We start from the raw sequence: 13,753 nt of genomic DNA, 5'->3' as shown, positions 1-13,753 counted from the left end.
GGCTGGTGCAGCGTCAATCACCGATGGCGGGTCCTGGCAGAACGGCGAAGCGGGCGGCGCCGCCATCGTCGAACGGCACGTCCGGCAAACCCCGGGGCGGATGGCGCGCCAAATCCGCCGGCAAATCGGGCGACAGGTCCGGCGGCAGCCCGTACAGGCCGCCGTTCGCGCCCAGCACCAGCAACTGGCGCAGCCCCTCGCCGCCGAAGGCCACGCCGGCTGCGGCCTCGCGCGCCATGCCGATGCGGCGCAGCGCCCCGCCGTGCGGCGCGTATTGCACCAGCGCGCCGCCCTGCACGCTCCACAAGCGGTCGCCGCTGTCGACCACGGCCGCGCCGGGCCCGGGCGCCAGCACGGGTGCAAACGTTTTCACGTCGGACACCTTGGCGCGCTCGGAATCGTAATTGCATTGCATGATGTCGCCTTGGGCGGCGTCGGCGAAGTACATGCGGCGGCCGTCCTTGCTGAAGGCGATGCCGCCGGCGCGCACCACCACCGGCAACGCCAGCCGACGCAGGCCGTGCTGGTGCGAATATTGGTAAAAACTGCCGATGGCGCGCTGGTCGCTGGCGGTGTTGGCGGTGCCGAAGACGAAATTGCCGCCGCGGTCGGTGCAGCCGTCGCTGATGCTCGTGCGCGGCTCGGCCGCGTCCACCGTCAACAACACCTGGCTTTGCAGCGGACGGCTGGCCTGGCCCGGCGATGGCAAATCGACCATGCCGAGGCGCTTGCCCTGCCCCAGCAGCACGCGGCCGGAGCTGCAGCAGGCCATCACGCAGGCGTTTTCCAGCAGGCGCAGGCCGCTGGGCATGCCGGCCGGGGCCGGCCAGGCGTACAACTGGCCGCCTTGCGGATCCGGCCAGCGCCAGCAGCGGCCGGCGGGGTCCCAACGCAGGGCGCTGCCGGCCTGGCCGACGCGCAGCAGCATGATGCCGGGTGTCGATGCGACATGCGTACTGGAATCGAACATGCTGGCCGCGCTCCGGGAAGATAAAGTGGTGCCAGTCTAAAGGGACAGGTATTAAAATTGATATGAATTTACCACTATCAGGTATGCTGATATCAGATAGCTTCCTGGCTTATTTCTGCTATTCGATAATGATATGGCTCATGTTGAATTAATCATATTTCCCGTCTAGGGAGGAAGCTTAGACTGAGCGCTGTTCCCTGAACTTATTCTCTCTCCTATGAAAATCACCAAACTGACGACGTACCGTGTTCCACCGCGCTGGATGCTGCTGAAAATCGAGACCGATGAAGGCGTGGTCGGCTGGGGCGAACCGGTCATCGAAGGCCGCGCGCGCACCGTGGAGACGGCCGTCCAGGAAATGGAACCGTATCTGATCGGCGCCGACCCGGCCCGCATCAACGACCTGTGGCAGACCATGTACCGCGCCGGTTTCTACCGCGGCGGTGCGATCCTGATGAGCGCCATCGCCGGTATCGACCAGGCGCTGTGGGACATCAAGGGCAAAGTGATGGGCAAGCCGGTGTACGAACTGCTGGGCGGCCTGGTGCGCGACCGCATGAAGATGTACAGCTGGGTCGGCGGCGACCGTCCGTCGGACATCATCGAACAGATCACCAAACTCAAGGCCGGCGGCTTCGATACTTTCAAGATGAATGGTACCGAGGAACTGGGCATGCTGGACACCTCGGCGGCCGTCGACAAGGCGGTGCAGCGCGTGGCGGAAATCCGCGAAGCGTTCGGCAACACCATTGAATTCGGCCTGGACTTCCACGGCCGCGTGGCCGCGCCGATGGCCAAGACCCTGTTGCGCGAGCTGGAACAGTTCCGTCCGTTGTTTGTCGAAGAACCGGTGCTGGCCGAGCAGGCCGAGTACTACCCGCGCCTGGCCGAGATGACCTCGATTCCGCTGGCGGCCGGCGAGCGCATGTACTCGCGCTTCGAGTTCAAAAACGTCTTCGCGGCCGGCGGCCTGGCTATCGTGCAGCCGGACCTGTCGCACGCCGGCGGCATCACCGAGTGCTTGAAGATCGCCTCGATGGCCGAAGCCTACGACATCACCCTGGCGCCGCACTGCCCGCTGGGTCCGGTCGCGCTGGCCTCGTGCCTGGCGGTCGACTTCGTGTCGTACAACGCCGTGCTGCAGGAGCAGAGCATGGGCATCCACTACAACAAGGGCGGCGAGCTGCTGGACTACGTGATCAACAAGGAAGACTTCACGATCACCGACGGTTTCTGCAAGCCGCTGCCTAAACCAGGTTTGGGCGTGGAAGTGGACGAGGAACGCGTGATCGCCGCAAGCAAAAACGCACCCGACTGGCGCAACCCTGTATGGCGCCACGCGGATGGCAGCGTCGCCGAATGGTGATGCGGTAGTGAACAAGCCGGCGCTTCGACGCCGGCTTTTTTCTGCCCGAAGCATTAACTCGAATGCGCAAACATATGCGCATCGAAAAAAGCACTGAAAACAATACCTAACGGAGACTTAGCATGAAACGTACCTTGCTCGCCGCAGCATCGTTGTGCCTGATGGCCGCGACCACATTCACCGGCATCGCCCACGCCGCCGATCCCATCAAGATCGGCTTCCTCGTCAAACAGGCGGAGGAGCCGTGGTTCCAGGACGAATGGCGCTACGCCGAGCAGGCGGCCAAGGACAAGGGCTTCACGCTGGTCAAGATCGGCATCCCCAACGGCGAAAAAATGATCGCCGCGATCGACAACCTGGCCGCGCAAAAAGCCCAGGGCTTCGTCATCTGCGCGCCGGACGTCAAACTGGGCAAGGCCATCGAGCGCTCCGCCAAGCGCAACAACCTCAAAGTGATCGCGGTCGACGACCGCCTGGTCGATGGCAGCGGCAAGCCGATTGCATCGATTCCGTACATGGGCATCTCCGGCTACGCCATCGGCAAGCAGGTCGGCGAAGGCATCGCCGCCGAAGTCAAGAACCGCAAATGGAACGTCGCCGAAGTGGGCGTGATCCGCGTCGCCTACGACCAGCTGCCGACCGCCAAGGAACGCACCACCGGCGCCATCGACGCGTTGAAGGCCGCCGGCTTCCCGGTCGCGAACATCGTCGACGCGCCGCAAGCGAAGACCGACACCGAAAGCGCCTTCAACGCCGCCAACATCGCGCTGACCAAGAACGCGCGCTTCAAGCACTGGGTGGCCGTGGGCCTGAACGACGAAGCGGTGCTGGGCGCCGTGCGCGCCGCCGAAGGCCGCGGCATCAAGGCCGACGCGATGGTCGGCGTTGGCATCGGCGGCGCCAAGTCCGCCGAGAATGAGCTGAACAAACCGGCGCCGACCGGCTTCTTCGGCTCGGTCATGATCAGCGCAAAACAGCACGGCTATGAAACCTCGGTCAACATGTACAACTGGATCACTGGAAAAGGAACCCCGCCGGCCGAAGTGCTGACCAAGGGGATGCTGATGACGCGCGCCAACCAGGCCGACGTCCGCAAGCAAATGGGCCTGTAAGCCATGGCGGCTTACCTCCAATTCGACGAGGTCTGCAAATTCTTCCCCGGCGTGAAAGCCCTGAACGGCGTGAGCTTCGACGCGCACGCCGGCCAGGTGCATGGCCTGCTGGGCGAGAATGGCGCGGGCAAGTCGACACTGCTGAAGATCCTTGGCGGCCAGTACAAACCTGACGGCGGGCGGCTGATGGTCGACGGCGCCGAGTGCCGCTTCACCAGCGCCAGGGACGCCATCGGCGCCGGCATCGCCGTGATCCACCAGGAGCTGCAGTACGTGCCCGAACTGACGGTGGCGGAGAACGTGCTGCTGGGCCGCATGCCTACCCGCTTTGGTTTGCTGGACAAGCCAAAGGCCTACCGCATGGTGTCCGAGAAGCTGGCCGCCATCGGCGTCGACCTGGCGCCGGACGCCAGGCTGGCCGACCTGTCGATCGCGCAACGCCAGATGGTCGAGATCTGCAAGGCCATCATGCAGGACGCCCAGGTCATCGCCTTCGACGAGCCGACCAGCAGCCTGTCACACCGCGAAACCGAGATCCTGTTCCGCCTCGTGCGCGAACTGCGCGCCGACGGCCGCACGCTGATCTATATCTCGCACCGGCTGGAGGAACTGTACGCGCTGTGCGACGCCTGCACTATCTTCCGCGACGGCCGCAAGATCGTCACGCACCACGTCATGGCCGACGTGCCGCGCGACCGCCTGATCAGCGACATGGTCGGCCGCGAACTGAGCGACATCTACGACTACCGTCCGCGCGCGCTGGGCGAGGAGCGCCTGAAGATACAAGGCCTCGACGGCCACCACATGAAAGGCGCGCAAAGCTTTGCGGTGCGCGGCGGCGAAGTACTGGGCTTTTTCGGCCTGGTCGGCGCCGGCCGCAGCGAGTTGATGCGGTTGCTGTACAACGCCGATCCGCGCAGCGCCGGCCAGGTGCTGCTCGATGGCGCAACCGTGCCGACCGGCGCACCGACCGACGCCATCGCCGCCGGCATCGTGCTGTGTCCCGAGGACCGCAAGGAGCAAGGCATCCTGGCCACGGCCTCGGTGGCGGAGAACATCAACATCAGCGTGCGCCGAATCGACCTGCGCGCGGGGCTGTTCCTGAGGCATAAGAAGGAAGCCGCGCTGGCCGACGAATTCATCGCCCGGCTGCGCATCAAGACGCCCAACCGCCAGCAGGAGATCCGCCTGCTCTCCGGCGGTAACCAGCAGAAGGTGATCCTGGCGCGCTGGCTGGCCGAACCCGGATTGAAGGTGCTGATCCTCGACGAACCGACGCGCGGCATCGACGTCGGCGCCAAGAACGACATCTACCGCATCATCCACGAGGTGGCCGAACGCGGTTGCTGCGTGATCGTGGTCTCGAGCGAACTGCCCGAGGTGCTGGGCATCTCGGACCGCGTGATCGTCATGCGCGAAGGCGCCATCTGCGGCGAACTGTCGCGCGCCGACGCCAGCGAAACCGAGGTGCTGCGCCTGGCGCTGCCCGATGCCACTGTGCCGTCCCCCGCCACTGCCGATCTTGAAACGCCTGCCCTTCACACCCGGAGCATCGCATGAATGTCTCATCCATCACTCCCGCCGCCAAGCCGGCGGCTCCCCTGGTCTCGCGTCAGTGGCTGATCGAATACAGCATGCCGCTGGCGTATGTCTTGCTGTTCGCGGTGCTGGCCGTCACCGTCGAAAACTTCTTCTCGGTGACCAACGTCGTCGGCCTGATGCTGTCGGTGGCGCAGATCGGCATGGTCGCCTGCACCATGATGCTGTGCCTCGCCTCGCGCGACTTCGACCTGTCGGTCGGCTCGACCATCGCCTTTGCCGGCGTGCTGGGCGCGATCGTGCTGGAACACAGCGGCAGCGTCGCGCTGGCCGTCGGCGCCGGTCTCGCGGCCGGCGCCCTGATCGGCGCGCTCAATGGCGTGTTGATCGCGTATTTGCGCGTGAATGCCTTGATCGCCACCTTGGCGACCATGCTGATGGTGCGCGGGCTGGCCTTCATCGTCTCGCAGGGGCAGGCGGTCGGCATCAACAACGACGCCTTTATCGACTTCGGCGACACCCGCATCTTCGGCATGCCGCTGCCGGTGCTGGTTTGCGCCTGCTGCTTCGTGGTGTTCGGCGTTTTGCTGAACCAGACGGTCTTCGGCCGCAACACGCTGGCCATCGGCGGCAACCCGGAGGCGGCGCGCCTGGCCGGCGTGCGCGTCGAGCGGCTGCGCGTGTGGATCTTCCTGTTGCAAGGCCTCGTGACCGCGATGGCGGGCCTGATCCTGGCTTCCCGCATCACCAGCGGCCAGCCCAATGCGGCGCAGGGTTTCGAGCTCGATGTGATCTCGGCCTGCGTGCTCGGTGGCGTCTCGCTCCAGGGCGGCAAGGCGCGCATCTTCGGCGTGCTGATCGGCGTACTGATCATGGGCACGGTCGAAAACGTCATGAACCTGATGGACGTCGACGCGTTTTACCAGTATCTGATGCGCGGCGTAATCCTGCTGCTGGCGGTGCTGCTGGACCAGTTGAAAACGCGCGGCGAGCGACGTTAAGAGTCCGACATGGCCAACCGTTTATCCAACAAAGTCGCCATCGTCACAGGATCGACACAAGGTATCGGCGCGGCCATCGCCCGCCGCTTTGTGGCGGAAGGCGCGCTGGTCACCCTCAACAGCCACCGCGACGACGATCACGCCCGCGCGATCAGAACGGAACTCGGCCCGCAACGCACCGTCTTCATCGAAGCCGACGTCGCCGACCGCGCCGCGATGGAAACGCTGGTCGCGCGCACCGTGGAGCGCTTCGGCAAAATCGACATCCTGATCAACAACGCCGGCATGAATGTCTTCCGCGACCCGCTCACCGTGAGCGAGGAGGACTGGAAACGCTGCTTTGCCGTCGACCTGGAGGGCGCCTGGAACGCCTCACGCGCCGCGCTGCCCGCCATGCTGGCGCAAGGCGGCGGCAGCATCGTCAACATCGCCTCGGTGCACGGCCACAAAATCATCCCCGGCTGCTTCCCCTACCCGGTCGCCAAGCACGCGCTGATCGGTTTGACGCGGGCGCTCGGCCTCGAATACGCAGCGCGCGGCATCCGCGTCAACTCGATCTCGCCGGGGCTGATCGTCACCGACATGATCGAACGCCACTTCGCCAGCTTCCCCGACCCGGAGGCCGAACGCACCCGCGAGGCCGCGCTGCTGCCGTGCAAACGCCTCGGCACACCGGAGGAAGTGGCCGCCACCGCGCTGTTCCTGGCCAGCGACGAGGCGCCGTTCATCAACGCCACCGATATCCTGATCGACGGCGGCCGTTCGCAGCTGTATCACGAATAAAGCGGCCGATCCTGCGGCTGGCGGCTCGACGTCACCCCGTTGGCGGCGCAAAGGATGCTGTTCGCGTGCGCCATCCGCCACGCCTTCGACTGGTATTTTTCACGCAGCCGTTGAGGCTTGCCGCCGGTTCGCCCGCAGCACCCGGGAGTGCGTCCGGTGTCCGATCGCAAGATGTTGCAGCGTGAGGATGGCCACCAGTGAGCCCAGGATCGGGACACCGTAAGCGAGCCACTTCATGCCCCGGATCACGGATTCCGGCTGGGCCACGCCGGGCACGTAGCCCAGATGCTCCAGGGTCCAGCCCACCGTGGCCAGGGAAGCGGCGCCGCCCGCTTTCAAAATGACCAGGATGGCGGCGAAGGTGGCCGTTTCGCGCCGCTCCCGATGGCGGAATTGCGCGAAATCGGTGATGTCCGCGAGTATCCCCCAAGGCAGCATGAACACGCCGGCGAAACCGACGCCAATCAACGACGCCGCCACCGTCAAGCACCACGACGGCTTCGCACCGGCCATTGCAAAACACAGGATGCCGCCAATGGCGACCGCATGGCTCATCGCCAGCAACGTGGTCTTGTCGCGGTACCGGACCAGATAAATCCACAGCGCGGCGCCGGCCAGTTGCCCCAGCGTGATGGTCAGCAGGATCGTGCCGGCAAGACCGGGCTGCTTCAACACATAGGTCGCCAGGTGCAGCATCATTTTGGTGAACACCGGAATGGCGAATCCGGTCATCAGCGCGACGACGGCGATGGCGCCGAACAACCGGTCCAGCTTGGGCAGGAAGGCGATGCTGGACGCCGGCCCATGGCGCGGTTCGCCGGCCGCGCCCTCCTCCCGCGCGGACCACGCCGAAAAACACATGACGGCGCAAAACACCACCCCGCCCGCCATGCCCAGCAGGGATAGCTGTCCGGCGGTGGCGTGCTGGCCGGCGCCGCCCATGTACGGCACCAGCACGCTCGCGATGACCACGCTGGCGGCAGAGCTGAACACGGTGCGATAGCCGGACGCCCGGCCGCGAGCGCGGCCGTCGGTCGCCACCCGCGCCAGCAGGCTGTTGTGCGGGACATCGATGATCGCGTACGCCGCGCGAAAGCAAATGATGACCAGCGCAATCTCCGGGATATTGCCCGGCGCCAGGGCAGGCAGCCTGTAGATGAGGGCGAACGCGGCGCCGCAAGGTAGCGCGCCCCAAGCGATCAAGCTCCGGTAGCCGATGCCCCGGTTGTGCGCCCAGGCCGCCAGCAGGCCGGCGCCCAGATCCAGCACCAGGTCGGCGGCGAAGACAATCAGCATCAAGGTGCCGACGCGGTGCGCGGCGATGCCCAGCCGGTCCGTGAGCAAAAACAGCAGGGTCACGTCCACGCCGCTTAGCAACAGATTCTTGCCGAAGTTACCGCTCGAATAGCCGATCAGATGCCGGTCCGCCGTCAGCACCTGGCGAAAGCGTTTCATGGGTGGCCCGCCTACCAGAACGTTACTGCGGTCGACGCATGGATCGGCAGCAGCGCGGCGCCCAGCGCGATCGAGCTGCCGCCAAGGCGCGATACCCGGATTTCGATGGGCTGCCGGTGGCCGGGCCAGAGCAACTGACCGTTGTTCAACCTGGCCGCAAGACGTGCCATGACCGATGCCGGCAGCGGACTGGAAAAAACAATCTCGCCCGGATCGAACCAGGCAATCGCGCTGTTGACCACCGATTCCAGTTGCTCCGCCGCGCGGTCCAGCCAGCGTTCGATCACCGCCTCGTGACCCACGCACGCCTCGTCGAAATGGGCGATCGACTGGACCTCGCAGCCCGCCTCGCGCAATACCGACAGCAGATCCATGGTGGTCGGACGGGGCCGGTCCATCGGATACAAGCCGCCGATCTCGGCCGCGCCGCCAAACTCGCCTTTGAGCAGGCGGCCGTCCTCGATGACGCCCGCGCCGATGCCATACCCCAGCAGGAACACCACTACCGTGGAGGAGCGGCGTATCGCATCGTTCAAATAGTATTCGGCCAGCGCCGAGGCGTTGGCGTCGTTTTCCAGCATGGTCGGCAAGCCCAGCGCGTCATCCAGGATACGGCGCAGCGGCACGCCGCGCCAACCCGGCAGGTCGTTGACGATGTTCCATTCCTCGCCATCGCGCCCACGTGGCGGGCCGGGCAAGCCGATGCCGACGCCGAGAAAGCGCCCGCCCAACAGCCGGTGCCTGACCGACAGCTCGGTGATGCGTTGCTCCAGCAGTTGCGCAAAGGCCAGCGGGTCCGGCGCGCCGACCTCCTCGCTGGTCAAGGCGATGACACCGCCGGCGTAGTCGACCAGGGCGATTTCCAACACCCCCTTGTGCACCGTCGCGCCCGCCGCGAAGCCGCCGCTGGCCGCTATCGCCAACGGAACGGTCGGGCGGCCACGACCGCTGGCGTCGGAAGAGGCCTGTTCTTCCACCAGCCCCATGCTGATCAGATTGCGCGACAACTTGGTCAAGGCGGAGTTGCTGACCTGCAGCGCCATCGAGAGCTCGGTGCGCGGCAACGGCCCCTTGGTCCGCAGCTCCCACAGCAAGCGTTTTTCTTCCGAAGACAGTTTTACCCGCGAAATTTTCATGTAATTATTTATATAAAGATAATATCTGTAACACTGTTGTCATATTCTATTTATTTCACAAGTAATAAATATTTATACCACAATAGCGTGGCTATACTCCGCTCGATCCCGCCCACTCATCCATCCGGAGAAATCTATGTTGAAGAGAAAGAAAACGCTGGTCCGCAACTGGGCAATCGGCGCCATGTGCGTTGCCGCCGGCCCTGCCCTGGCCCAAACAGCACCGGCGGAGGCAAGCGCGACGCCCGCGCCCGCAGCGTCGGCCAGCCAGGAAGCGGATATCACCAGCGTGGTGGTGACGGGATCGGCGCGGCCGCAGCGCCGCTTCGACGTCTCGTACGCGGTCAATGCCTTGTCGCAGAACGACGTGCAAAAACTGGCGCCGCAAAACATGGCCGACCTGCTGGGCAAGCTGCCGGGCATCCAGGTGGAAGCAACCGGCGGCGAGGTGCAGAACATCACCCGCGTGCGCGGCATTCCGACCGACGACGGCCTCGCGCTGTTCCAGCAGGACGGTCTGCCGCTGTTCACGGAAATGAACGGCTTCTTCTTCCGTGGCGACAGCCTGAACCGCTACGACCTGATGACCAAGTCGCTTGAGGTGGTGCGCGGCGGACCGGCGTCGATCTACGCCAGCCAGGCGGCGGCAATCGTCAACAGCGCAACGGTGACCGGCACCGAAACCACCAAGGGCAAGGCGCAGGTCACGCTGGGCACCACCGGCCTCGGACGGCTCGACCTGTACCAGGCCGGCAAGATCGACGATAAAACCTTTTACGCGGTCGGCGGCTTCGTGCGCCAGGACGACGGCCACCGCGACAACGGTTTCCCCAACGATCGCGGCGGACAAATTCGCGGCAACATCAAACGCGTGCTGGAGTCGGGCACGCTGACCGTCAGCGCCAATTACCTGAACGACCACAACACCTTCTATCTGCCGATCCCGATCGCCGATCCGCGCAATCCGGCCGTCTCGCTCGACAAGTACATCGACTACTTCGACGGCACGATGAATTCGCCGTCGCTGCGCGCCGTGCCGCAAAAGTACCTGGACGGCAGCGGCAAGCTGCAAACCGACACGCGCGACCTGGCCAGCGGCCGCCACATGGAGTACGGCAACCTCGGCGTGCGCTATGAAGGCGACATCGGCAAGTGGCAGCTGTCGGCCAAGGGCGGCATGACCAAGGGCACGCTGGACTTCGACGCCTTCTATTCCACCTCCAACCCGGCAGACGCCACCGCGTTCGCCAACGGCTTCCTGGGCGCGGCCAGGAGCGCGTTCGGCGCGGTCGATCATCTGGGATACGCCATCGCCGGCGGCAACGGCGCGCAGGTCTACAATCCGGCGGCGGCGTCCGGCCTGGTGATGCAGGCGCAATACCGCGCCGGCGGATCGGATTTCTATTCGAACCAGGCCGACATCAACCTTACCCGCAACTTCCAGACCGGCCTGGGCAACCACGACGTCAAGCTCGGCTTCTACGGCAGCGGCTACGGCCTGACCAGCAAGACCGTCTACAACGACATGCTGATCGAAGTGCAGGGCAAGCCGCGCACCCTCGATCTGATCGCCTACTCCGCCTCCGGCGCGGCGCTCGGCTCGGTGACCGACAACGGTGTGCTGCGCTACAGCACCACATTGAACCAGGGCGATGTCGACGCCAGGATGGGCGCGCTCTACCTGAACGACACCTGGGAAGTCATCGACGGGCTGCGGCTCGACGGCGGCGTGCGCAAGGAGCGCTACCACTACGACGGTTACGCCTTGCTGACCAAACAGGTGAACCTGGGCGATCCGGCCACCCTGGCCGACGACACCACGCGCGCCTTCACCGGCGCCCGCCAGGCGCACAAGTACAACACCAACACGGTCAACTGGACGCTCGGCGCCAACTACGACTTCTCGGCGCGCTTCGGCGGCTACGTCCGGATGTCGCACCTGGAGGTGCCGCCGTCCATGCAGGTGGCCTCCTCGGTCGACCCGCTGGTGCTGACGACCAAGGCCGACCAGTACGAGGTCGGCTTCAAGATGAACGCCGGCAAGTCCTATCTGTACGTGACCGGCTTCTACACGCAATTCGATCCGCTCAACGCCTCGTTCGCCGCCTTCAACCCGCTCACCGGCCGCAATGACCAGACCCTGCCGTTCTTCGGCAAGGCGGTGGTGCGCGGCGCCGAGTTCGACGGCGCGGTGCACCTGACGGAGCGCTTCTACATCAACGGCTCGCTGACCTTGCAGGACCCGCAGTACCGGCAGTTCGTCAGCGCCACCGGCGCCGATCCATCCAAAGTGGTGGGCAACCAGATCATCCGCGAGCCCAGGGTGTTCGGCAACATCCGCCCGAATTACAACTTCAACGTCGGCGCCAACCTTGTCGAGCTGTACGGCAGTTACGCCTATACCGGCAAGCGCTACGTCGACTTCTTCGAGGCCACGGCGATGCCGGCCTACCACTCGATCGGCGCCGGCGTCTCGGTCAGCCGGGGCGACTGGCGGGTCCAGGTCGTCGGCGACAACCTGACCAACGCCAAGGGCCTGACCGAAGGCAACACCCGCACCGACGCGCTGGGCGGACAGGGCAGCAAGGAAGCGATCTACGGACGGCCGGTGTTCGGCCGCAGCTTCCGTCTCGTGATGAGCAAGGCATGGTGAACCAGATGATAAAGCAAACACTTATCGCCATCTCCCTGCTGCTGGTGCAACAGGCGCAGGCCGCGCCGGTGCGCGACAAGCACTGGTCGCTGCTGGCCAATCAGCTGTTCCCCGCGCTGGTGGACCTGGGCGCGGCGCGGCCCCGCCCAGCAGCGCCGGCCGAGCGCCGCGCGCGCATCGACGCCTGCAAGCAGGACACCGCGTGCGTGCTGGGCGCCAGCCTGTGGACCGACGCCGAAATTAACGACCTGGCGGCCAAAGCGGCCAAGGCGCCGGCGGCGGCGTGGCGCAAATCGACACTGGCCGACGACGGCGCGCAAGCCCAGGTCACCCGCGAACTGCGCGGACTCAACAGCATCATCCAGGTGTACGGCCAGGGCGCGGCGCCGCGCTACCCGCTGGTCGACGGGCCGATCGATACGCCCGGCAGTACGCTGTTCAACGCGGCCGTCAGCGACGCGCTGTCCCTGGCCCGGGCCAGCGAGGACGATCCGGCGCTGCCGCTCGATCCCAGCCTGCCGCTCGCGCTCGCGCTGCTCGATGCCAACGATCGCAACGACGCGGTCGCCTTCGAGCCGCTGGACCTGGCCCACAACGGCGGCGCCATCGGGCGCGCGAATATCATCGACTGGAAGCTGTACCGTTACTCGGCGATCATCATTCCGGGCATCGGACCGGAAAATCCGGGCATGGCGTTGAGCGCGCGCGGCAAGTGGAACGTGCGGCTGGCCGCCAAGCGCTTCGCCGACGGCGAGGCGCCGTTCATCATCCTGAGCGGCGCCTCGGTGCACCCGAAAGGCACCCGCTTCGTCGAGGCGGTGGAAATGCGCAAGGCGCTGATCGAGCGCTTCGGCGTGCCGGCCGAGTCCATCATCATCGAGCCGTACGCGCGCCACACCACGACCAATCTGCGCAACGTGACCCGGCGGCTGATCGCCATGGGCGCGCCGCTGGACAAGGACAGCCTGATCGTCACTTACACCAACCAGAGCCGCTATATAGAAAGTGCCGAGTTCGCCTCGCGCAACCAAAAAGAGCTCGGCTACATGCCCGGAACGGTCGGCACGCGGTTGTCGCCCACCGAGCTGACCTTCCGGCCGTCGGCCAAATCGCTGCGCATCGATCCGCTGGACCCGCTCGATCCGTGACCAAACCATGCAAGCGTTCGCCGCTAAAGGCCGCGAACGCTTGCAAATGATAGTCAACTTTGCAACATTCTCCTTCTTTTTTGCGCCTTCTCAAGGTATGCGCCTTGAAATACCGTTGGGTCGTCCCTATAATTGGCACTCGTTCCGAGAGAGTGCTAACAGCATCCTCGACAACTTTTCGTTGTGGCAATCTAGGCATTTAAGCAAGTTCGGCACAACAACAAACTGTACATTGTTAATTAAGGAGTTTTGTATGAACCTTCGCCCTTTGAACGATCGCGTAATCGTCAAACGCCTCGACCAGGAAACCAAAACTGCGTCCGGCCTGATCATCCCTGATGCGGCCGCTGAAAAACCGGATCAAGGCGAAGTGCTCGCCGTCGGCAATGGCAAGATTCTCGAAGATGGCAAAGTCCGTCCGCTGGATGTCAAAGTAGGCGACCGCGTTCTGTTCGGCAAATACGCCGGCCAGACCGTCAAAGTTGACGGTCAAGAACTGATGGTCATGCGCGAAGAAGACATCATGGCAATCGTCGTCAAGTAAATCCACTTGGCACGCGGTTCCACTCATCACCTAATTCTGGAGAAAC

The 13,753-nt window shown here is 64.8% G+C and carries 11 protein-coding genes; 8 read left to right on the top strand and 3 right to left on the bottom strand.

The window, feature by feature from the left end:
• Nucleotides 1-13: 13 nt before the first annotated feature.
• Nucleotides 14-970, bottom strand: a complete 957-nt coding sequence (locus tag ACZ0BA_RS28600; RefSeq protein ID WP_463454511.1) for an SMP-30/gluconolactonase/LRE family protein — start codon at nt 968-970, stop codon at nt 14-16.
• Nucleotides 971-1,187: 217 nt separating this feature from the next.
• Here ACZ0BA_RS28600 and dgoD point away from each other — a divergent pair, with 217 nt between their 5' ends.
• The 5 genes from dgoD to ACZ0BA_RS28575 all read left to right on the top strand — a co-directional run bounded on the left by dgoD (nt 1,188) and on the right by ACZ0BA_RS28575 (nt 6,771).
• A complete protein-coding gene (dgoD, locus tag ACZ0BA_RS28595; RefSeq protein WP_463454510.1) occupies nt 1,188-2,336 on the top strand; it encodes a galactonate dehydratase in 1,149 nt (382 codons plus the stop codon).
• A gap of 161 nt (nt 2,337-2,497) precedes the next feature.
• Nucleotides 2,498-3,448: an arabinose ABC transporter substrate-binding protein gene (locus tag ACZ0BA_RS28590; protein WP_463454849.1), complete on the top strand. Its 951-nt coding sequence runs from the start codon at nt 2,498-2,500 to the stop codon at nt 3,446-3,448.
• Between the two features lie 3 nt (nt 3,449-3,451).
• Entirely contained in the window at nt 3,452-5,008 is a 1,557-nt protein-coding gene (gene araG, locus ACZ0BA_RS28585; RefSeq protein ID WP_463454509.1) for an L-arabinose ABC transporter ATP-binding protein AraG, read from the top strand.
• Nucleotides 5,005-5,988, top strand: a complete 984-nt coding sequence (gene araH, locus ACZ0BA_RS28580) for an L-arabinose ABC transporter permease AraH (protein WP_463454508.1) — start codon at nt 5,005-5,007, stop codon at nt 5,986-5,988. The genes araG and araH overlap by 4 nt, the downstream gene beginning before the upstream one ends.
• A 9-nt stretch (nt 5,989-5,997) precedes the next feature.
• Nucleotides 5,998-6,771, top strand: a complete 774-nt coding sequence (locus tag ACZ0BA_RS28575; RefSeq protein WP_463454506.1) for an SDR family oxidoreductase — start codon at nt 5,998-6,000, stop codon at nt 6,769-6,771.
• A gap of 99 nt (nt 6,772-6,870) precedes the next feature.
• Here ACZ0BA_RS28575 and ACZ0BA_RS28570 read toward each other — a convergent pair whose 3' ends face one another.
• Together ACZ0BA_RS28570 and ACZ0BA_RS28565 are read right to left on the bottom strand one after the other, a co-directional pair.
• The gene (locus ACZ0BA_RS28570) at nt 6,871-8,226 is read right to left on the bottom strand and encodes an MFS transporter (protein ID WP_463454505.1); all 1,356 of its coding nucleotides are present in this window, start codon (nt 8,224-8,226) and stop codon (nt 6,871-6,873) included.
• A gap of 11 nt (nt 8,227-8,237) precedes the next feature.
• Entirely contained in the window at nt 8,238-9,362 is a 1,125-nt protein-coding gene (locus tag ACZ0BA_RS28565) for an ROK family transcriptional regulator (protein WP_463454504.1), read from the bottom strand.
• Between the two features lie 136 nt (nt 9,363-9,498).
• On the opposite strand from ACZ0BA_RS28565, the gene ACZ0BA_RS28560 reads away from it, so the two are divergent.
• From ACZ0BA_RS28560 to groES, 3 genes are all read left to right on the top strand, one after another.
• Nucleotides 9,499-12,015 (top strand): TonB-dependent receptor, encoded by a 2,517-nt coding sequence (locus tag ACZ0BA_RS28560; RefSeq protein ID WP_463454503.1) that lies wholly within the window; start codon nt 9,499-9,501, stop codon nt 12,013-12,015.
• Nucleotides 12,016-12,020: 5 nt separating this feature from the next.
• On the top strand, nt 12,021-13,163 hold the full coding sequence (locus tag ACZ0BA_RS28555) for a YdcF family protein (RefSeq protein ID WP_463454502.1): 1,143 nt from the start codon (nt 12,021-12,023) through the stop codon (nt 13,161-13,163).
• Between the two features lie 253 nt (nt 13,164-13,416).
• Complete coding sequence (gene groES, locus ACZ0BA_RS28550; protein ID WP_008451606.1) at nt 13,417-13,707, top strand: co-chaperone GroES; 291 nt, start codon at nt 13,417-13,419, stop codon at nt 13,705-13,707.
• Nucleotides 13,708-13,753: the final 46 nt, after the last annotated feature.

The sequence above is a fragment of the Duganella sp. AC917 genome, from assembly GCF_979258245.1.
The sequence above is the reverse complement of the archived record's forward strand: the minus strand, read 5'-3'. Positions and strand labels throughout refer to the sequence as shown.

Coding starts and splice junctions, on each gene's coding strand:
- ACZ0BA_RS28600 (WP_463454511.1), bottom strand. CDS start 970: ATGTTCGATTCCAGTACGCATGTCGCATCGACACCCGGCATCATGCTG.
- dgoD (WP_463454510.1), top strand. CDS start 1,188: ATGAAAATCACCAAACTGACGACGTACCGTGTTCCACCGCGCTGGATG.
- ACZ0BA_RS28590 (WP_463454849.1), top strand. CDS start 2,498: ATGGCCGCGACCACATTCACCGGCATCGCCCACGCCGCCGATCCCATC.
- araG (WP_463454509.1), top strand. CDS start 3,452: ATGGCGGCTTACCTCCAATTCGACGAGGTCTGCAAATTCTTCCCCGGC.
- araH (WP_463454508.1), top strand. CDS start 5,005: ATGAATGTCTCATCCATCACTCCCGCCGCCAAGCCGGCGGCTCCCCTG.
- ACZ0BA_RS28575 (WP_463454506.1), top strand. CDS start 5,998: ATGGCCAACCGTTTATCCAACAAAGTCGCCATCGTCACAGGATCGACA.
- ACZ0BA_RS28570 (WP_463454505.1), bottom strand. CDS start 8,226: ATGAAACGCTTTCGCCAGGTGCTGACGGCGGACCGGCATCTGATCGGC.
- ACZ0BA_RS28565 (WP_463454504.1), bottom strand. CDS start 9,362: ATGAAAATTTCGCGGGTAAAACTGTCTTCGGAAGAAAAACGCTTGCTG.
- ACZ0BA_RS28560 (WP_463454503.1), top strand. CDS start 9,499: ATGTTGAAGAGAAAGAAAACGCTGGTCCGCAACTGGGCAATCGGCGCC.
- ACZ0BA_RS28555 (WP_463454502.1), top strand. CDS start 12,021: ATGATAAAGCAAACACTTATCGCCATCTCCCTGCTGCTGGTGCAACAG.
- groES (WP_008451606.1), top strand. CDS start 13,417: ATGAACCTTCGCCCTTTGAACGATCGCGTAATCGTCAAACGCCTCGAC.